General features: G+C 63.1%; 20 protein-coding genes. 1 reads left to right on the forward strand and 19 read right to left on the reverse strand.

Annotation, left to right across the window (positions count from 1 at the left end):
• Window positions 1-5: 5 nt before the first annotated feature.
• Window positions 6-548 (reverse strand): YceD family protein, encoded by a 543-nt coding sequence (locus ACCO56_RS10475; RefSeq protein ID WP_433640333.1) that lies wholly within the window; start codon window positions 546-548, stop codon window positions 6-8.
• Window positions 548-1108 (reverse strand): ubiquinol-cytochrome C chaperone family protein, encoded by a 561-nt coding sequence (locus ACCO56_RS10480; protein ID WP_433640335.1) that lies wholly within the window; start codon window positions 1106-1108, stop codon window positions 548-550. The genes ACCO56_RS10475 and ACCO56_RS10480 overlap by 1 nt, the downstream gene beginning before the upstream one ends.
• A 182-nt stretch (window positions 1109-1290) precedes the next feature.
• Between ACCO56_RS10480 and ACCO56_RS10485 the strand changes: the two genes are divergently transcribed.
• Complete coding sequence (locus ACCO56_RS10485; protein ID WP_433640881.1) at window positions 1291-1749, forward strand: outer membrane protein assembly factor BamE; 459 nt, start codon at window positions 1291-1293, stop codon at window positions 1747-1749.
• Between the two features lie 88 nt (window positions 1750-1837).
• Here the strand turns inward: ACCO56_RS10485 and ACCO56_RS10490 are convergent, their stop codons facing one another.
• The 17 genes from ACCO56_RS10490 to ACCO56_RS10570 all read right to left on the reverse strand — a co-directional run bounded on the left by ACCO56_RS10490 (window position 1838) and on the right by ACCO56_RS10570 (window position 19912).
• Window positions 1838-3982, reverse strand: a complete 2145-nt coding sequence (locus tag ACCO56_RS10490; protein WP_433640337.1) for a sodium-translocating pyrophosphatase — start codon at window positions 3980-3982, stop codon at window positions 1838-1840.
• A 184-nt stretch (window positions 3983-4166) separates the two neighbouring features.
• Window positions 4167-4922, reverse strand: coding sequence for an ABC transporter permease (locus tag ACCO56_RS10495; protein ID WP_433640338.1), 756 nt, complete (start codon window positions 4920-4922; stop codon window positions 4167-4169).
• Window positions 4919-5857: an ABC transporter ATP-binding protein gene (locus ACCO56_RS10500; protein WP_433640340.1), complete on the reverse strand. Its 939-nt coding sequence runs from the start codon at window positions 5855-5857 to the stop codon at window positions 4919-4921. The genes ACCO56_RS10495 and ACCO56_RS10500 overlap by 4 nt, the downstream gene beginning before the upstream one ends.
• Window positions 5854-7020 (reverse strand): ABC transporter permease, encoded by a 1167-nt coding sequence (locus tag ACCO56_RS10505; protein ID WP_433640342.1) that lies wholly within the window; start codon window positions 7018-7020, stop codon window positions 5854-5856. The genes ACCO56_RS10500 and ACCO56_RS10505 overlap by 4 nt, the downstream gene beginning before the upstream one ends.
• Window positions 7021-7060: 40 nt before the next feature.
• Window positions 7061-7972: a glycine betaine ABC transporter substrate-binding protein OsmF gene (osmF, locus tag ACCO56_RS10510; protein ID WP_433640344.1), complete on the reverse strand. Its 912-nt coding sequence runs from the start codon at window positions 7970-7972 to the stop codon at window positions 7061-7063.
• 210 nt (window positions 7973-8182) lie between these two features.
• A complete protein-coding gene (locus tag ACCO56_RS10515) occupies window positions 8183-9388 on the reverse strand; it encodes an MFS transporter (RefSeq protein WP_433640346.1) in 1206 nt (401 codons plus the stop codon).
• On the reverse strand, window positions 9385-9885 hold the full coding sequence (gene nusB / locus ACCO56_RS10520; protein WP_433640348.1) for a transcription antitermination factor NusB: 501 nt from the start codon (window positions 9883-9885) through the stop codon (window positions 9385-9387). The genes ACCO56_RS10515 and nusB overlap by 4 nt, the downstream gene beginning before the upstream one ends.
• Before the next feature lies 1 nt (window position 9886).
• On the reverse strand, window positions 9887-10330 hold the full coding sequence (gene ribH, locus ACCO56_RS10525) for a 6,7-dimethyl-8-ribityllumazine synthase (protein WP_433640349.1): 444 nt from the start codon (window positions 10328-10330) through the stop codon (window positions 9887-9889).
• 119 nt (window positions 10331-10449) lie between these two features.
• On the reverse strand, window positions 10450-11067 hold the full coding sequence (locus tag ACCO56_RS10530) for a riboflavin synthase (protein WP_433640351.1): 618 nt from the start codon (window positions 11065-11067) through the stop codon (window positions 10450-10452).
• On the reverse strand, window positions 11067-12173 hold the full coding sequence (ribD, locus tag ACCO56_RS10535; RefSeq protein ID WP_433640352.1) for a bifunctional diaminohydroxyphosphoribosylaminopyrimidine deaminase/5-amino-6-(5-phosphoribosylamino)uracil reductase RibD: 1107 nt from the start codon (window positions 12171-12173) through the stop codon (window positions 11067-11069). Before ribD ends, ACCO56_RS10530 begins: the two co-directional genes overlap by 1 nt.
• Window positions 12174-12269: 96 nt before the next feature.
• Entirely contained in the window at window positions 12270-12734 is a 465-nt protein-coding gene (nrdR, locus tag ACCO56_RS10540; protein WP_433640354.1) for a transcriptional regulator NrdR, read from the reverse strand.
• Window positions 12735-12840: 106 nt separating this feature from the next.
• Complete coding sequence (gene glyA, locus ACCO56_RS10545) at window positions 12841-14151, reverse strand: serine hydroxymethyltransferase (protein WP_433640355.1); 1311 nt, start codon at window positions 14149-14151, stop codon at window positions 12841-12843.
• A gap of 204 nt (window positions 14152-14355) precedes the next feature.
• Complete coding sequence (locus ACCO56_RS10550) at window positions 14356-15612, reverse strand: L,D-transpeptidase family protein (RefSeq protein ID WP_433640883.1); 1257 nt, start codon at window positions 15610-15612, stop codon at window positions 14356-14358.
• Window positions 15613-15899: 287 nt separating this feature from the next.
• Entirely contained in the window at window positions 15900-16415 is a 516-nt protein-coding gene (gene ldtR / locus ACCO56_RS10555) for a transcriptional regulator LdtR (protein WP_433640356.1), read from the reverse strand.
• Window positions 16416-16828: 413 nt separating this feature from the next.
• The gene (locus ACCO56_RS10560; RefSeq protein WP_433640358.1) at window positions 16829-17491 is read right to left on the reverse strand and encodes a hypothetical protein; all 663 of its coding nucleotides are present in this window, start codon (window positions 17489-17491) and stop codon (window positions 16829-16831) included.
• Window positions 17492-17717: 226 nt separating this feature from the next.
• On the reverse strand, window positions 17718-18914 hold the full coding sequence (locus tag ACCO56_RS10565; protein ID WP_433640359.1) for an NAD(P)/FAD-dependent oxidoreductase: 1197 nt from the start codon (window positions 18912-18914) through the stop codon (window positions 17718-17720).
• A gap of 197 nt (window positions 18915-19111) precedes the next feature.
• A complete protein-coding gene (locus tag ACCO56_RS10570) occupies window positions 19112-19912 on the reverse strand; it encodes an amino acid ABC transporter ATP-binding protein (protein ID WP_433640360.1) in 801 nt (266 codons plus the stop codon).

Raw genomic sequence — 19912 nt, forward strand, 5'->3', positions numbered from 1 at the left:
GCTTTTCAGGATTTCAGCTTCAGTTGCCTGAGCTTTTCCTGCAACGGGCCTTCCTCGATCTCCGGTTCGTTTTCCGCCTCGACTACCGCGCCGGCCTTGCGCGGATAGGGATCGATGCCCAGCCCGAAGAATTCCTCGGCAAAAGCACCGAGGTCGATCGTGTCCCCCGTGAAGGTCTCCGGACTATCCGGTCCTTCAGCATCCAGGACGATCTCGCCTCCGTGGTCAGGGAAGCCCTTGCGCCCCAGCTTGGAATCCTCGGGAAGGAAGACGCCTTCAATTTCCTCCTCGATGTGATTCTCGATCGGGTCTAGCGTCACGACGCATTCCTGGACGACGTCTGCCTTGACGTTTCCAGAGACTTTGACGCCATGACGCTTCCATGGCGCAACCAAGAGCTCGGCACGATAGTTCTTGACCTCCAGCAGGTCGTGCGCGGCAGCCAGCGCCGCGCGTTCTTTTTCGTCGGCCTCGATGACAACAGGCATGCCCTTTTGGGGCAGGCGAGCGACATGGGCCAGAAATGAAACCGGGCTCTTCGTTTCCATCACGCGCTCCTTTCCCCTGGAACGGACAGCGGCGAGGGAAATTCGGCGCTGCCCTGCAAAATGGCGTCTATGGTCAGGGCGGCAAGACCCTGGGCTGCCGTGATCACATATGCGGTCAGCCGGTCGGCTTCAGGCCAGCCATCGACATCCGGCCGCACGTTCCGGGCAATGGCCTCCGCCAAGGCCTGACGGTCGTCCGCGTCGATCGCATCGCCGTAGGAAACGACGCGGCCGTAAAACATGCGGGCGAGTTTCTTCATGCGCTTGGGTACGCCGGGGTCGCTGATTCCCAGTTCTCGGATCGAGTGCTCCACGTCGCGGAAAAACTCATCGGTCAGTTCCTGTGCCACATCGCGAATCGCACCCGTCTCGCCACGCACCCGGTGAAGGAGCAGGAAAAGATGGAGCCCGACCATTTCGAAGCGGCCGAGCGGCGTGTCCGGCACGTGCCACTCCGAATATAGCTCCGGCTGCCGTGCCGCCGCCACGATTTTGGCATAGAGGCTGTCGACTATGATGCGGTTCGCCGAGCTTCGGCGTCCGAACAGACGTTTCAACATGCCGGGCGGCCTCCTTGGAACCGTTTATCGGGGGTAGTCAGGTTGCATCGGCGCAAAAGCTGGTTTACCGCTTCTGCCGCTTGAGCGGCAAGCCGCTGTTCGATAGGGGTGAGAGGGAATTGTTATTGCTTTCGCAGGATTTCAAGACCTCGGGAAAGAGGATCGCGCGCGCATCCGTCCTGATGCTCGCCGCCGGGGCCGCGCTCTCCGCCTGCAGCGCGTCGAGCACTCTCAACCCGAGCGAGACTCTGACCCAGGGTTATGTAATCGATCAGGAGCAGATCGATCTCGTCCCGGTCGGCTCGAGTCGCGAGCAGGTGCTGCTGGCGCTCGGCACGCCGTCGACGACGGCGACTTTCGACAATGAGGTGTTCTATTACATCTCGCAGACCCGCGTTCGCAGGGTCGCTTTCATGAATCCCAGGATAGTCGACCAGCGCGTCCTCGCCGTCTATTTCGGTGAGGATGGCCGCGTGACGCAGATCGCCCATTACGGTCTGCAGGACGGCAAGATCTTCGATTTCGTGTCGCGCACCACGCCGACCGGCGGCAAGGACCAGAGCTTCATCGGCCAGTTGCTGGCCGGCGCATCCAGCACGGGCGCCTCGGCCGCGCGCAATATCTTCGGCGGCGGCGGCTGATCGGCCGGACCATCAAGGACCATAGACAAGAAAACCGCGGGATCGCTCCCGCGGTTTTCTTTTGTCGGCTACGGCCGCAAATTCTCCATCAGGCGGAGTGCGCGAGCACGGCCAGGAGCAGCAGAGCCACGATGTTTGTGATCTTGATCGCCGGGTTCACCGCCGGACCCGCCGTGTCCTTGTAGGGATCGCCGACGGTGTCGCCGGTTACCGAGGCCTTGTGCGCTTCGGAACCCTTCATGTGCTTCACGCCGTCCTTGTCGACGAAGCCGTCCTCGAACGACTTCTTGGCATTGTCCCAGGCACCGCCGCCCGAAGTCATGGAGATCGCGACGAACAGTCCGTTGACGATGACGCCGAGCAGAGAGGCGCCCAGCGCGGCGAATGCCGACGCCTTGGAGCCGGAGATCAGCAGTACGCCGAAATAGACGACCAGCGGCGCGAGCACCGGCAAGAGCGACGGCACGATCATCTCGCGGATCGCCGCCTTGGTGAGCAGATCGACGGCGCGCGCATAGTCGGGACGATCCTTGCCCTGCATGATGCCGGGTTTCTCGCGGAACTGCTTGCGCACCTCCTCGACGATCGATCCCGCTGCGCGACCGACCGCCGTCATTGCGATGCCGCCGAACAGGTAGGGAATCAGCCCGCCGAAGATCAGCCCGGCAACCACGTAGGGGTTGGACAGATCGAAGGATACAGTGCCCAGATCCGCGAAATACGGAAACTGTTGGCTGTTGGCCGCGAAATATTGCAGGTCGTAGCTGTAGGCTGCGAACAGCACCAGCGCGCCGAGGCCGGCCGAGCCGATCGCATAACCCTTCGTGACAGCCTTGGTCGTGTTACCGACCGCGTCCAGCGCGTCGGTCGACTGGCGCACTTCCTTCGGCAGGCCCGACATTTCAGCGATGCCGCCGGCATTATCGGTGACCGGGCCGAAGGCGTCGAGCGCGACGATCATGCCGGCGAGACCGAGCATGGTGGTCACGGCGATCGCCGTGCCGAACAAGCCCGCAAGCTGGAAGGTCGCAATGATGCCGCCGACGATGACGATCGCCGGAAGAGCGGTCGCCTCAAGGGAGACCGCAAGGCCCTGGATGACGTTGGTGCCGTGGCCGGTGACCGAAGCCTGAGCGATCGAGACGACCGGACGCTTGCCTGTGCCGGTATAGTACTCCGTTATGACGACGATAAGTGCCGTCACCAGCAGGCCGATCAGGCCGCAGACGAAGAGATTGGTGCCGGTGACGGGGATGCCGCCCGCCGTTCCGATCTCGCCCCAGCCGATGGTAAGCTGGGTTGCAATCCACAGGCCGACGACCGACAGGAGGCCGGTGACGATCAGCCCCTTGTAGAGGGCGCCCATGATCGAGCCGTTGGCGCCCAGCTTGACGAAAAAAGTACCGATGATCGACGTGATGATGCAGACCGCACAGATCGCCAGCGGGTAAAGCATGACGCTGCCGAGCACAGCGGTTCCGCCGAAGAAGATGGCGCTCAGCACCATGGTGGCGACGACTGTCACCGCATAGGTCTCGAAGAGGTCGGCCGCCATGCCGGCGCAGTCGCCGACATTGTCGCCGACATTGTCGGCGATGGTGGCCGGGTTGCGCGGGTCATCCTCCGGAATGCCGGCCTCCACCTTGCCGACGAGATCGCCGCCCACGTCGGCGCCTTTGGTGAAAATACCGCCGCCGAGGCGGGCGAAGATGGAAATCAGCGAAGCACCGAAGCCGAGAGCCACGAGCGCGTCGATAACGGAGCGGTCAGCCGGCTGATAGCCGAGCGGGCCGATGAGAACCCAGTAGTAGACCGAGACGCCGAGCAGCGCGAGACCGGCCACCAGCAGGCCGGTGATCGCGCCCGACTTGAAGGCGATGTCGAGACCGGCCGCCAAACTGTTCGACGCAGCCTGGGCGGTGCGCACATTGGCGCGGACCGACACATGCATGCCGATGAAGCCGGCGGCGCCGGAAAGGACGGCGCCAATCAGGAAACCGACCGCTGCGGTGCTGGAAAGCAGCCACCAGGCGAGAAGGAAAACGACGACGCCGACGATGGCGATCGTGGTGTATTGGCGCGCGAGATAGGCCTGCGCACCCTCACGGATGGCGGCAGAAATTTCCTGCATGCGTGCATTGCCCTGATCGGCAGCGAGGACCGACCGTGTCGCCCAAATAGCGTATAGGACAGATAGCAGCCCGCAGAGAATGACGACGTAAAGCATAGTCATTGCGGATTTCCTCGATTGCGACCCGAATAGAACCCCTCCCCGGGCCATTGGGAAAGGCCGGTCGTTGGACAGAATCCGGCCTACTAGCGGCTTAACGAACCGGGCTTGGGAGCGTCAAGGTTTTGTTAATTTTTGGCCGTGATTTCGCCGCCAATGGGTTACCGAAAAGGAATCGGTAAAGGCATCATCCCGCGGGCGAGAGACGCCCGGTGCGTCGGGCGGCGATTCGTTCGAGAGCGGTCAGCGCGTCGTAGATCAGAACCGCGAGCGCGGCCACGATCAGCCCACCCTGCAGCACGAATGCAAGATTGTTGGACTGAAGCCCGGCGATGATGACCTCGCCCAAGGTTTTGGCCGCGACCGTGGATCCGATGGTCGCCGTGGCCAGGCTGATGACGACGGAGAGCCGGATGCCGGCGAGAATGACGGGAACGGCGAGCGGCAACTCGACCCTGGCCAGCCGTTGCCATCCGGTCATGCCCACGCCGCGAGCGGCCTCCAGCACGGATGGCGGCAGCGTGGTCAGCCCCGTCAGTGCATTCTCGAAGATCGGCAGCAGCCCATAGAGAAAGAGCGCGATCAGCGTGGGCTTCTCTCCGAACCCCACCGCGGGCACAGCCAGCGCCAGCACGGCGACGGGCGGAAAGGTCTGGCCGATATTCACGAGGCTGCGCGACAGCGGCAGGAATTCGGCACCGATCGGCCGGGTGACGAGCACGGCCAGCGCGACGGCAACGGCTGTCGCGGCGACCGTCGCGATCGCCACCGTTCTCAGATGCTGAAGCGTCAGGCCGAGCAGGCTTCCCTGGTTATAGATGGCCGGCGCATTGTTCTGTGTGAGCGGCCGAAACAGAGGCGCGAACCAGTCGGGATTGGTCACGAAAGCGACGAGAAGAGCAAAAGCAACGAGCCGCAGCCCGATAGGCAGGAAACGGATCATACAGGCCTCGCCGCCCGCCTGACGAGAGTGCCGACCGTGACGCGGCCCAGCGCGCTTCCATCGGCGGCCACGACCGGCAGGGCCGCCCGGCCGGACCACAGCAGTTCGTCCAGCGCATCCCGCTGGCTGGCTTCGGCCGGCATGGCCTTTCCCTCCGCGCTGCCGGGCTCGACCACGTCTCCGACGCGCCCGATCGACAGCAGCCGGAACGCGCGGTCGCCGGCTCCCACGAGATGTTCGACGAACTCGTTGGCAGGGCGGGCAAGAATATTGGCCGGCGCCGCATATTGCAGCAGCCGCCCGCCGTCCATCACCGCGATCCTGCCGCCAAGATGGATCGCCTCCTCCATGTCGTGCGTGACGAGGATGATCGTCGTGCCGAAGCGGCGCTGGATGGCAAGAAGGTCCTCCTGCGCTTTGGACCTGATGATCGGATCGAGCGCCCCGAACGGCTCGTCCATGAGCAGCACGTTCGGCTCGGCCGCCAGTGCGCGCGCGACACCGACGCGCTGTTGCTGACCGCCCGAGAGCTCATGCGGGTAGCGATGGCCGAATTCACCGGGATCGAGCTGGAAGAGTTCCATAAGCTCCTCGACCCGCGCCGCGATGCGCTGCGGCTCCCAGCCCAGCAGCCCGGGCACGGTGCCGATGTTCTGGGCAACGGTGCGATGGGGGAAGAGCCCGTGCCCCTGGATCGCGTAGCCGATCCGGCGACGAAGCTCGTGGCCCGGCATGGAGCGGTTGTCGACGCCGTCCAGCTTGATGACACCAGACGTCGGCTCGACCAGCCTGTTGATCATCCGCAGAAGCGTCGTCTTGCCCGATCCCGACGTGCCCACCACCGTCGTCATCGTGTGCGGTTCCACGGTAAAGGATACGTCGTCGACGACGGTGGTGTCGCCATAGCGTTTGGAGACGCTCTCGATCTCGATCATGAGGTTGCTCCCGTCCTTCCTGGCCCAGAGGAGATTTCCACGAGGGCGTCGAGGATGATCGCGGCGGCGAAGGCCAGCGCCACCGTCGGAACAGCCCCGAGCAGAACGAGGTCCATCGCCGTCTGGCCGATCCCCTGGAAGACGAAGACGCCGAAGCCGCCGCCGCCGATCAGCGCGGCGACTGTCGCCAGGCCGATATTCTGCACGAGGACGATGCGGATGCCGGTAAGGATCACCGGAAAAGCGAGCGGAAACTCGATACCGAACAGGCGCTGCCGGTCGGTCATGCCCATGCCGCGTGCCGCATCGTTGGCGGCCTGAGGCACCCCCGCTAGCCCTACCACGGTATTGGCTACCATCGGCAACAACGAATAGAGGAACAGCGCAATGAAGGCGGGGGCTACGCCGATTCCACGAATCCCGATCGCGGCGGCGCCTGGAACATTGGCGGCGATCCAGCCGAGCGGAGCGATGAGAATACCGAACAGCGCGATCGACGGGATGGTCTGGATGATGTTGAGCACGTTCAGGATCGGTTCGCGGATGGAGCGGACACGATGGCACAGGATGCCAACCGGAATGCCGACGGCGACGGCCGACACGAGCGATCCCAGCGCCAAGGTTACATGGCGGCCCGCTTCCGACCAGAAGCTGTCGGCGCGGTTGGCATATTCCTTGAGGATCGAAAGGGAATCCCACGTTCCGGACATGAGAAGCAGTGCCATGGCACCCGCCGCCACGGCGAGCACGCCGACACGTCCGGCCGGCGAAAGCCTGAGCCTGGTCAATGCGTCGGCCAGCATCAGTGTGAAAGCGAAGACGAGCAGCCAGAAGCCGGACCCCGGCGAGACGCGGGCGAACGTATTGCCTTCCGGCGTGAGATATCGACCGGCCGTGCCCAGTGCCAGTGAGAGAGCGACGAGCACGACCAAGGCCGTCCCCAATCTCAGTCGGACGGGCGTCCGCAGCACTGCCATCAGAGCCGCCCCGACCACGACGGCCAGCAGCAGCCAAGCCCACGCGACCGGCAGGGCTTCCAGAATGGAACGCGGCTCGCCGGCGACAATGCGATTGGCGCGAAAGACGGCCAGGGGCGCATAGAAAGCTCCCGCTGCGGCGATCGCGGCAATGGCGACGCCGAGCTTGTCCACGCGTTTCGTCAACGTCCCCTCAAGGGCTGGATTTCCGGCCGGCCGGAAGAGCTTACTTCAAGAAGCCGTTTTTCTTCAAAAAATCTTCGGCGACACCCTTGGCGGGCTCGCCACCGACCTGGACACGGCCGTTGAGCTCCTGGAGCGTCACAAGGTCGAGCTTGTCGAAGACGGGTTTGAGAATCTGCTCGATCTCGGGATGCTCCTTCAGCACGGCCTCCCGGATGATCGGAGCCGGTTGATAGACCGGCTGCACAGCCTTGTCGTCTTCAAGGACGACGAGCCCCGAAGGAGCGATGCCGCCGTCGGTGCCGTAGACCATCGCGGCATTGGCGCCATTCGTCTGGTTGGCGGCCGCGGCGATCGTCGCGGCGGTATCACCCCCGGACAACGTGATCAGTTGCTCCGGCTTCAGCGTGAAGCCGTAAATCGTCTGGAACGCGGGAAGCGCCGCGGCCGAGTTCACGAATTCGGACGACGCGGCGAGCACGACCGTGCCGCCGCCGGCGACGTACTTGCCGAAATCCGACAGGGACACGAGCTTGTTCTCTTCCGCCACGTCCTTACGCAAGGCGATGGCCCAGGTGTTGTTGGCCGGCGCGGGCGACAGCCACACGATCTTGTTGGCGTCGTAATCGAGCTGTTTGGCCAGTTCGAACCCCTTGACGGCATCCTTCCATACCGGGTCGTCAGCCTTCTCGAAGAAGAAACCCGCATTGCCGGTATATTCCGGGTAGATGTCGATTTCACCGGCGATGATCGCCTTGCGTACGACCGGCGTGGCGCCGAGCTGGATGCGATCCGTCGTGGCGATGTCGTTGGCGTTGAGGACGGCCTGGATGATGTGGCCCAGCACACCGCCTTCCGTATCGATCTTCGAAGACACGACGACCTGCGCGTCGGCAGCGGCCGTGGCAAGGACCAGCGCGATGCCCGCGCCGAGAAGACGTCCGATCGGTTTCATGAGCTTCCCCCTTCGAGAACTGGATTCCAGCGGGCGCATATCAGCACATGCCAAACGCGGCGTCGGGGCATCCGGTTTCATATGAAGCCGCGGCTGCGGAAACTTTTCCCAGCGCGACACGGCCGGCGACAGGCCGTCCGGGGACGAAAATGCAGCAGAGACAGGCCGGCTACAAGCCGTAACAGACGCGCTACTGCTTCATCCTGACAATCAGGCCGCGTAAGCGGGCCGCCGGCGTGCCATCAGCAGCCCGAGTGCGCTAAGACACAGAAGCGCGACGGGGAACACGATCCAGTTGAGCATGTTCCAGCCCCAACTGTTGTAGACCATACCGGCCATCAACGACGCAAAGGCGACCGAGCCGAAGAGAACGAAGTCGTGGAACCCTTGCGCCTTGCCCTTTTCCACAAGGCGGTATGTGTCGGCGACCATCGCAGTGGCGCCGATGAAGCCGAAATTCCAGCCGAGCCCCAAAAGGATGAGCGCGGTCCAGAACTGCCAGAGCGCTATGCCTGTCAGGGCGACGACGGCGCATCCGAGCAGAAGGACCAATCCCAGCGCGACGATGCGTTCCGCTCCGAAGCGGTGGATAAGGCGCCCGGTGAAGAAGCTCGGCCCGAACATGGCCATCACATGCCAGGAGATGCCGAGAGTGGCTTCCTCGGCCGAGAAACCGCAACCGACCATGGCAAGCGGCGCTCCCGTCATCACGAAGGACATCAGCGCAAAGGAACCCACGCCGCAAAGGAGCCCTACCAGGAAACGCGGTTGGGCCACGATCGCGACCAGCGAGCGCGGCGGAGCGGCATCCGCCGCGGCGGCATGCGCGCTGCCATGGCGTTCGCGCAGCAGGGACAGAACCGCCGCGCCGATCGCCGCAAGCACGACAATCGCGGCGAAAGATCCGGCGAACGGCACTGGTGCGAAGAGATCATGCGTGAAGATGACGATCTGAGGCCCGAGAATGGCGGTCACCACGCCACCCGCCATGACGAAGGAGATCGCCCTGGCCTTGAAGGCTGACGGAGCATTGTCGGCAGCGGCGAAGCGCAATTGCTGCACGAAGGCTCCTCCGCATCCCACGACGAGGAGCCCCGCCACGAAGGGCCAGAAGAGGTCTTGGAACAGAGCCCAGGTCGCAAGCGCGCCCCCGACGGCGGTGACCAGCGTTCCCAGCATGAAGCCGCCGCGGGCCCCGGCACGGCGGATCAAGGCGGCGGCCGGCAGTGCGCCGAGCGCCACGCCGACATTGAAGCCGGTCACAGGAGCTGTCGCCAGCGACTTGTCGGTCGCGAGCAGGAAGTAACCCGCGAGGCCGCCAATGGACATGCAAATGGACGATGCCGAACCGACGATCGCCTGTGAGGACGCCAGGATGAGCGCCGTCCTGCGCGCCTCGCGCTCGGCCGGATTCACGACGCGTCTTTTCCCCGCCCCTCCCCGCGCACCCTGCGCGAGACCCGATCGAGGACGGCATTGACGAGTTTCGGTTCGTCCTCGGCGTAAAAAGCCTTGGCAATATCGACATATTCCGAGACGATGACAGCGACGGGAACATCGTCGCGTTCCATCAATTCGTAGACTCCGGCGCGCAAGATGGCGCGCAAGGTGGAGTCGAGACGCGACAGGGGCCAATCATCGGTCAGTGCCTGACGGATCAAGGGGTCGACCGTCTTCTGTTTCTCTACGACGCCGGCGAGGATGGCACGGAACCATTGCGCATCGGCTTCCCGGTAGAGAGCCCCGTCAACCTCCTTGCCGAGCCGGAACGTCTCGTATTCGGCGGTGATCTCCAGAAGGCCGCTTCCGGCAACGTCCATCTGATAAAGGGCCTGAACGGCGGCCAACCGCGCTGCCCCACGCTTGTTGGCGTGGCGGATCATCGGTGCGGATTTGTCGGCCGGCTCAGCCATGTCAGGCTCCGAAGCGGTCGCGCAGGGCGATCATTGTCAGGGCGGCGCGGGCGGCGAAACCGCCCTTGTCGCCTTCGCTGCGGCGGGCCCGTACCCAGGCCTGCTCGTCGTTTTCGGTCGTCAGGATGCCGTTGCCGATGGCGATCGCCTCATCAATGGCAAGATCCATCAGGGCGCGGCTCGATTCGTTAGCGACGATATCGAAATGATAGGTCTCGCCTCGGATGACAGTGCCGAGCGCGACAAAGCCATCATAATCCGTTTCGCCCTCCAATGCGAAGGTGATGACGGCAGGTATTTCGAGTGCGCCGGGCACGGTGGCGACGTCGTAGGTTGCGCCTGCCTCGTCGAGCGCCGCCTTGGCACCTTCGAGCAAGGCGTCGGCGAGGCCATCGTAAAAGCGCGCCTCAACGATCAGCAGATGGGGCTTTTCTGAATTGGACATGAAGGTCTCCGGGAGTTGCCGGTGACTTAGGCCGAACCGCGTGTGACCGCAAGCCGTTCGTTCGCACAAGAGGCATGCTGCGGCCTGTGAACGCAGGCAGCCACGTGCGACCGTTCCTTTTACAACCCTTCCGCCGCGGCCTGGGCAAGACGCGCCGCATAGCGCGCCATCGTATCGATCTCGATGTTGACATGGTCGCCGACCTTGCGTTCGCCCCAGGTCGTCACCGCCAGCGAATGATGGATCAGCAAAACGTCGAACCGCACCCCATCCACCCTGTTGACCGTGAGCGAGGTGCCGTCGAGAGCAACGGACCCCTTGGGCGCGATGAATTTCGCGAGTTCGCGCGGCGCCTCGAGCACGAAGCGCACGGCATCGCCCTCCTCCTCCCGGGCCACGATCTCAGCCGTGCCGTCGACATGACCGGAAACGATATGGCCGCCGAGCTCGTCACCGATCTTCAGCGCACGTTCGAGATTGATGCGGGCGCCTTCTCGCCAGTCGGCTGCCGTCGTAAGCCGCAACGCCTCTTCCCAGGCTTCGACCTCGAACCAGCGACGGTTGGACCCCTCTTCCGGCAAGGCGGTCACCGTCAGGCAAACGCCGCCGCACGCGATTGAGGCGCCGATGGCGATACTTTGCGGGTCATAGGCTGTCTCGATTCGAACTCGTCGTCCTTCCGGCAATTGGGAAACGCCCGCCACGGTCCCGACATCGGTGACGATTCCGGTAAACATCAGATTGCCCTCATCCATTCCGCGTAGCGGTCTTCGCCAAAGCGAGCCTCGCGAACAAGCCTGAAACCGCCCGGTATGTGGTCATGATCGATCGGCGAGGCAATGCCGCCTCTGCCGATTGCCCCGAGCCCCCGAAACAATATGATCCGATCGACCAGATCGTCGTCGAGGAAGGCGCGCGCCGTATCGGCACCCCCTTCAACCATCACGCTCGACATGCCTCGCGCGGCCAGGTCCTCCAGCAGTTCCGGAAGTGCGATCCGCCCATCGTAGGTTTCGGTGGCAAGGAAGCCGGCACCGGCGGCGGCAAGCGCCGCTTTTCTTTCCTTATCGGCTTCCGGACCCACAGCGATCATGAGCGGCACCTCGTGAGCTGAACGGGCCAGTTTCGTTGTGACCGGTAGCTTCGCCAGCCGGTCGAGCACGATGCGCGCAGGCGACCGGCCCTCGAGGCCGGGTAGTCTGACCGTCAGCCACGGGTCGTCGGCAAGCGCCGTGCCGATGCCGACGACGATGGCGTCGGCCTCCATGCGCATGAGGTGCGCCTGGGCGCGCGCCGTGGCTCCGGTGATGGCCACCTGCCCCTCTCCCAGTCGCCCGATCATGCCGTCGGCCGAAAGCGCAAGTTTAAGAACCACTTCCGGTCGCTTTCTGATAGAGCGAATCAGATAGCCGGCCATCAGATCGGCGGCCTCGTCCGCCAGCACCCGCTCGTCCACCGCGACCCCGGCTTTGCGCAGGATGGCGTAGCCTTTGCCTGAGACACGCGGGTCGGGATCGGTCGCGGCGCCGACCACGCGTGCGACACCGGCGGTCACCAGCGCGTCCGCGCAGGGCGGTGTGCGCCCGTGATGAGCGCAGGGCTCGAGTGTCACGTAAGCGGTCGCGCCGCGAGCGCGTTCGCCCGCCTCGGCCAATGCCTGCGTTTCGGCATGCGGCCGTCCGCCGATGGCCGTGACGCCGCGGCCGACGATCACCGGGCCGTTGCCGTCGTTACGAACAATCAGCGTGGCGACTGCCGGGTTTGTCGAAGTCCGACCCTTGTGCTGCCGCGACAGGCGAATAGCCGCCGCCATGAAGCGTCGATCGATGGCGCTCGTCGTCATAGGCAGCCGGAGAATTGCACTTCAGAAATGCAGGGGTAGTCCATGAGGCGAAGCTGTAGCGGCCAAGCCGCCTTGCTGCAACCGGGCAAGCGACGCTCAGCCAGCGTCGTCTTCCGTCTTGAGTTCGCCCAGCACGTCATGGAAATCCTTGGCTTCACGGAAATTTCGATAGACCGAGGCGAACCGCACATAGGCGACGTCGTCCAGCGACTTCAAAGCTTCCATGACGAGGCGGCCGATCTCGCCCGACGGAATCTCGGTCTCACCCGAACTTTCGAGCTGCCGAACGATTCCCGTCACCGCGCGATCGATTCTCTCGGGATCGACGTTGCGCTTGCGCACGGCGATCTCGACCGAGCGGAGAAGCTTGTCGCGATCGAAAGGCACCTTGCGCCCGGATTTTTTGATCACGACGAGGTCGCGCAACTGGACCCGCTCGAACGTGGTGAAGCGACCGCCGCAAGTCGGACAAACACGGCGCCGGCGGATCGCCGACCCATCCTCCGCCGGGCGGGAGTCCTTCACCTGGGTGTCTTCCGACTGGCAATAGGGGCAGCGCATGTCGTCTCGCGATTCTTCCTTCGCGAGACAGGCTTAGAGCCTTTCCGGCAAAGTGCAAGGCGACGCATCGCCCTGCACCCCATCGTTGACGTTCAAGCTGTTGCCGTCACATGTAGGGATAGAGCGGGAAACGCCCGGTCAACGCCAGCACCTTGGTCTTCACCGCCGCCTCGACGGCGGCGTTGCCTTCATCCGAATTGGCGGCCTTGAGACCGTCGAGGACTTCAGCGATCAGCTTGCCGATTTCACGGAATTCGGCCTGACCGAAGCCGCGCGTTGTGCCGGCCGGCGTGCCCAGTCGGACGCCTGAAGTCACGAAGGGCTTCTCGGGATCGAAGGGGATGCCGTTCTTGTTGCAGGTGATGTTGGCCCGGCCGAGCGCTGCCTCGGCGCGTTTGCCCGTTGCGTTCTTGGGGCGCAGATCCACCAGCATGAGATGGTTATCGGTGCCGCCCGACACGATATCGAGACCGGTCTCCTGCAGGCTGGATGCGAGTGCCCTGGCATTCGCGACCACATCCCTGGCATATTGCTTGAATTCGGGCTGAAGCGCCTCCCGCAGCGCGACGGCCTTGGCCGCAATCACATGCATCAGCGGCCCGCCCTGAAGGCCAGGGAACACCGCCGAATTGATCTTCTTGGCGATGTCCTCGTCGTTGGTCAAAATCATGCCGCCGCGCGGGCCGCGCAACGACTTGTGCGTCGTAGTCGTCACGACATGGGCGTGCGGGAACGGCGAAGGATGCTCGCCGCCGGCGACGAGACCGGCAATATGGGCCATATCCACCATCAGATAGGCACCGACTGCATCGGCGATCTCACGGAACCTCTGGAAATCCCAGACGCGCGAATAGGCGGTTCCGCCTGCGATGATCAGTTTGGGATTATGAGTATGAGCAAGGCGCTCGATCTCATCCATGTCGAGCAGGTGGTCGTCCCGACGCACCCCGTAGGAAACGACCTTGAACCACTTGCCCGACATATTGACGGGCGAGCCGTGGGTCAGATGGCCGCCTGAATTCAGGTCGAGACCCATGAAGGTGTCACCCGGCCGCAGAAGCCCGAGGAAAACGGCCTGGTTCATCTGGCTGCCGGAATTCGGCTGGACGTTCGCATAGGCGCAGCCGAACAGCTTCTTGGCCCGTTCGATGGCCAGTTCCTCGGCGACGTCGACGAACTGGCACCCGCCGTAATAGCGCTTGCCCGGATATCCCTCCGCATATTTGTTCGTCATGATCGAACCCTGGGCTTCCAGAACAGCGCGCGAAACGATGTTCTCCGACGCAATCAGCTCGATCTCGTGACGCTGGCGGCCGAGTTCGTTTCGGATGGCGCCGAAGATTTCAGGATCTGCCTCGGCCAGGGTTCTCGTGAAGAAGGATTCGAACTGGTTCGAGGCGGCCGTTTCTGTTGCCATGGCGGGGATCCTTTGGCTCGGGAGAATTGCGCCGCGCATTAACACACTTCGTTCGCGCCCGCCACGTTCGCAGCGCGAATTTTGCTGGCCGGTTTTGCGCCTCGGGGATTGATCGAATCGCTACAACAGATCGGTGCTCGAAGAGACCCTCCTCTGGCCTGGCGGCCAGAGGAGGGTCGTATCGCGCGGTCTACGCGCCCAGCCTCAGAGCGCGGAAATCTGCAGTTCGTCGGCTCCGTCGAGACCATAGATATCGTCACGGAAGTGGACGACGCCGTCGCCAGTGGACCAGGCCGAGACATAGGTGAAATAAACCGGCACCGGATCGGCGATCGCCACCGGGACACTTTCGCCGCTCTTGATGGTCTGCTCGAAACGCTGACGGCTCCAACCGGGCGTATCGCGCAGCAGCCAGGTGACGAGGTCTCGCACGTTCTGCACGCGCACGCAGCCCGACGAGTCGAAGCGCATCAGCTTGGAGAACAGGCTCTGCTGCGGCGTGTCATGCATGTAAGTGGCATGCGGGTTGGGAAAATTGATCTTGACCGAGGCCATGGCGTTGATGGCGCCCGGATCCTGGCGGAAGCGGAACCTCGCCGCGTCCTCCGTGGTCCAATCGATGGTCGCCGGATCGATCTCGTTGCCGTCCGGCCCCAGGATACGGATGGCGTTCTTGGCCAGATATTGTGGATCCTTGCGCATCAGCGGAATGATGTCCTTGCGGACGATCGATTCCGGCGCGTTCCAATACGGGTTGATGATGACCTCGTTGATCTTGGAATTCAGGATCGGTGTCTGACGGTCGATCTTGCCGACGACCGCGGTGTGGCGAAGCACGACCCGTCCATTTTCCACCGCTTCGATCTGCGCGGCCGGAACATTGACCATCACAAAGCGGTGGGGAAGCTCACCCGCGGTGATCTCGCGAAGCCGCTGAAGGTTGGTCTGCAGCTGGCCGAGGCGCACCGACGGAGAAACATTCATCGCCGCATAAGTGAACTTACCCATGACCCCGTCGGAGGGAAGGCCATGGCGCGCCTGGAACCGCTTCACGGCGGCATCGACATAGCTGTCATAGGACGGGCTGATCCCCGCGCGGGTCGAAAGATCGCCGGCGATCATCAACCGCTTGCGCAGCACTTCGACATCGGGATCCGACACGCCGAGCTGAAGCTTCTTGGTGTCGGGAACGACGGGCCAGCCGCCCTGGGAAACGATTCCGGAATATTGGCCGATGGCCTGCTCGACATACGAAACCGTTCCGAGACTGAAAATCGGCAGGTGCGAGGCGACTTTGGTGCCAGACTGGCTGACGCTGGCATCGAACTGATCATCCCAGTTGCCGCGACGGGGCGAACTCAGAATATCGCCGATAACGTCCTGGGCATTCGCTGCACCTGCAAAGGCGCCGATAGCCATGGCACCGGCACCGGTAAGGAACAATCGGCGGTTTGCTTTCATGGACATTCCAGACATCGTTTCCGTTTCGGCCCCGCTCCGGGAGAATATCCGCGCCAATCTTAACATTTCGCCAACCATAGCAGGCGAAGACACTGTCAGAGCGGCGCGAGAGATCCCTCCCCCCGGCAAGAACAGCCACCCCGAAATGAGAGCGGCGGCATGAGACTTTCCCTAATCCATCCGAATATGGCGGCAGCATGGCCGGGGGCGCACACGAGGTTGTGAGAGGACGAAACAAAACCGGCGCCAACTGGCGCCGGTCCGGGATTGCCAGGAACCTTCGGCGCTTACATCCGATATGCGATGGTATCGTTCCAGAAGCGATCGAGGCGCTGGAGAGCCCGGTTCATCTGCTGGAATTCTTCGGTGTTGATGCCGCCGACCTGCTCGATCGACCCGATGTGGCGGTCGTAGAGACGCGCCACGACCTCGGCGACCTCCTGCCCCTTCTCGGTCAGGCTGACACGAACGGAGCGCCGGTCGATGCGCGAGCGCTGATGATTGATGAAGCCGAGATCGACAAGCTTCTTGAGATTGTAGGAAACGTTCGAACCGAGATAGTAGCCGCGGGAGCGCAGTTCTCCGGCAGTCAGCTCGGCATTGCCGATGTTGAAGAGCAGCAGCGCCTGGATCGCGTTGATGTCGCTGCGGCCGTTCCTGTCGAATTCATCCTTGATCACGTCAAGCAAACGGCGATGCAGTCTTTCAACAAGCTGCAAGGACTCCAAGTAAAGCGAACGGATCGCATCGCGGCGTTCATCGGTTGCGATGGCGGGCTTCGCCGCCTGGCGCGTATTGATCATGGTTCTAGCCTCTCGTTTGTCGCCTTGGTGATTTTCTTTTGTTTCTCACCTTGATCGCGACCCTATCGAATACACATAAAATTCGACTTAAACGTCAGGCTTAACAGGGCCTTACCTAGGCCGACTTCAATCGGAGGCTTAACGAACGGTCACCGTGAACGAGAAAATTAACCCTGCCGCGGCGAAGACGACGCCAAGACCAATGGAATGGAATCTGGAGAATCGCCAAGCTCGGCTGTGCGCCAAGCCAGAAGCTGTCAGTCGGAGGCATACTCCGGAATGACAGCAGTGGGCCAAAAGGAGACTGGCTGGTTCTGGGGAGCGAGGCAAAGAATGCGGACTTACGTTTGCATTGGAAATGCGGCCGCCACAGGCGACGGCGAATTCGCCAGGATGGCGCGCATCCCAGAACCTCAATCTGCCTGCATGTAATCCGCCACGCTGTAGCAGTGGCTCGCCTGATAGGCGTTCCGCCCTCGGTTCATGTGCGTCAGGTTGAACGTCCGAATGGCGCGCAACACGCGGTGGCTCCCGAGGAGTTTGCGGATCGAGGCAGAGCCGCGCACATTGATTCCGAAAATGTCCGCACCACGCGGGAAGAAATAACTGACGTCCTCTGGCATCGCGACGCTTCGCTCGAGAAAGGATTGGTCCACCTGACCCGGCGTGGCTGAACGATCCTTGGTAAAATCCGAAAGATGCACGATGAACCTGGCGCGGACATCCTCGCCATGTGCATAGAGCGTGAAAAGCTCCATCCAGCTCGCATTGACGCGTATGAGCGGCTTGTCCGAGGTCGACGGCAGACAGGAAACCGACCAGTAGTAACGCTCGGTCTTGCGCGGAATAGGAATGCAGTTTGGACCGTATAGCCCGAGAATCTCCAACACTTCCCTTGCCTGCGGGCGGCGAAGCAGCTTCTCAAATCGAGCGACATATTTGAAGCGCTGTTCCAGGGACTCCGAGCGGTCACCCGCGTCCGGCAAGTCGGTCTTGCCCTCTATCCAATCGCGCTGTTGTTCAAGATCAAGGAATTGCCCCACACCAGTGGTTCTCGGGCGAGGAGCCGTGCCCATGTCAAGCGCCCAGTGAAATTCGTGTGTTCGTCATCGGTCGACTCCTGTGTTCCCGCTTGGGCGGCGGTCAGTCTACGCATCGGCCCAATGCGCCGCCGAATGATAGGTTGCGCACAGAGAATTTGGAACGGCTGCGCGACCACGAGGAGCAAATCGCATCAACTTTCGGTGGCCGCAAAAGGGACGCGAAGCTGTCGCTCCGAAACAGTCAAGTGTTGGTTTGAGGCTAGGCTGCAACAATGGCGCTCACCAGTTGGGCGGTGCGCGGAGCAAGCGTTAAGCCGACGTGTCCATGGCCGAAGGCCAGGATAACGTCCCGACCTCCACTCGACGGTCGGATGACGGGTACGGAATCGGGCATCGAAGCGCGGAATCCGAGCCAGGTCCGGCTCGGTTCGCCGATTTCCGGAAAGATGCGGCGTGCATTCTGTGCTAAGGCTTGCAGGAGCCTCGGGTTTGCCGGCGCTGTCAGACCGCCGAGTTCCACCAGGCCCGCCACGCGCAGCCGGCCTTGCATCGGGCAGAGATAGAAGCCGTGTGCCGTCGGACAGACCGGCCGCTCGATCGGCGGCTCGGCCATGTCGAACTCGACATGATAGCCGCGTTCGGTATCTAGCCGAACCGGATCGCCGATCTGGGCGGCCAGCTTTTGCGAGTGAGCACCGGCGGAGATGATCGCGGTTCGCGTGCAAATCTCGAATGGCGCGGCGGTGATCAGGATTCCATTCGACTTGCGCTCGATCTCTTGCGCTGAAGCCTGGATGAACTCGACACCTGCCCGACGAACCGCCGCGGACAATCGACGCATCGCCTCGCCCGGATCGCTGAGACTGATCGCACCCGGAAAGAACAGGCCGCCCCCTTCGAAAGGCGGCAGACAAGGTTCGAGCCGAAGCACCTCGTCGCCAGAAAGGAACTCTTGGTCAACTCCGTAGCCGCGACGGAGTTCGATATCCGTCATGGCGGCGCTAAACGCCTCGCGCGTGTCATAAAGGTAGAGACAGCCCTTGGTAGAGAGCAACTCCGATGCACCTATCTGAGCCGCGAACTCCGCCCACGCCGCAGCGGCGCCGGAAACGAGTTCAGCGATCCGGCGGGTGTTTTCCCGATACCGGTGCGGCAGCGATTCGTACGCGAACCGCGCCAGCCAGGGAAACAACGTCGGCAGGGCAGAGGTACGGATCGACAACGGGCCATTCGCGCCGACGAGGAGCGAGAAGAGGTTGCGCAGAATCGACGGCGTCCCGACCGGTATGACCGCATAATTGGCGATGGTTCCGGCATTGCCGTAGGAGGCACCGCTACCGGGCTCGTTCGGCTCGATCACGACGACCTCGCGGCCGTCCGCGCGAAGCCGCAGCGCGATCGCCAAACCGATGACGCCGCCGCCGATCACGGCGACGTCTGTTGAAATCCTGCTCATCTGATCCCCATTGGGTTAGGACAAATCGAAGATGCGCCCCTGCAGCGTGTCCTGTAAAAAAGGATTCGAGCGACACGCTGCAGGGTCTTGGCTTGCGCATGTCTTTTTCCCCGAACCGCGGCACACTTTCGGGAGACATGCTTTTGGCGGAGGGCGCCAGGTGCCATCCCGACTGCATCGGCCGTCGAATCCGGCGCTCAGCCCGGCGCGGCGTAGCGTGCGACGTAGGCGGCCGTGCGCGCCTCGCGCGGCCTGTCGAGCACATCTGCCGCTGTTCCCTGCTCGATGATGCGGCCACCGTCGATGAACACGATCCAGTCGGACACTTCACGGGCGAAAGGCAGTTCGTGGGTGACGAGAATCATGGTCATGCCGTCTTTGGCGAGTTCCCGCATTACGCGCAGCACCTCGCCGGTCGATTCAGGGTCGAGCGCCGAAGTCGGCTCATCGAACAGAAGCACGGTGGGGCCGAGCGCCAGCGCCCTCGCGATCGCAACGCGCTGCTGCTCGCCACCCGACATACGTTCCGGATAGGCTGTTGCCCGATGCGCGAGGCCGACGCGGGTGAGCAGGCGCACGGCGCGTTTCACCGCTTCGCGCTCGCCGACGCCCGCGGCGTGGATCTGGGCGAGCACGACGTTCTCAACCGCCGTCAGGTGCGGAAACAGGTTGAAGCGCTGGAACACCATCCCGACCCGCTGGCGCAGCTTGGCGAGGTCCCTGCACGTCACCGCGCCCTTGGCGCAGATCGTTTCGCCGTTGACATCGATGACGCCATCGTCGGGCTGCTCGAGGAGATTGACACAGCGCATCAGCGTCGTCTTGCCGCCGCCGCTCTGGCCAATGATGCTGACGATCCTGCCGGCCGGCACGTCGAGATCGATGCCGCCCAGCACCTGCCTTCCGTCGAAGGATTTGCACAGGCCGCGGATGGTGACGGCCGGTCTGGCGCCGGACGCCGTCGCGCTACGTGTCGGGTCGTGCATGTGCTGTGTCAT

Source organism: Mesorhizobium sp. 1B3 (assembly GCF_050958605.1).
Classification (GTDB): Bacteria; Pseudomonadota; Alphaproteobacteria; order Rhizobiales; family Rhizobiaceae.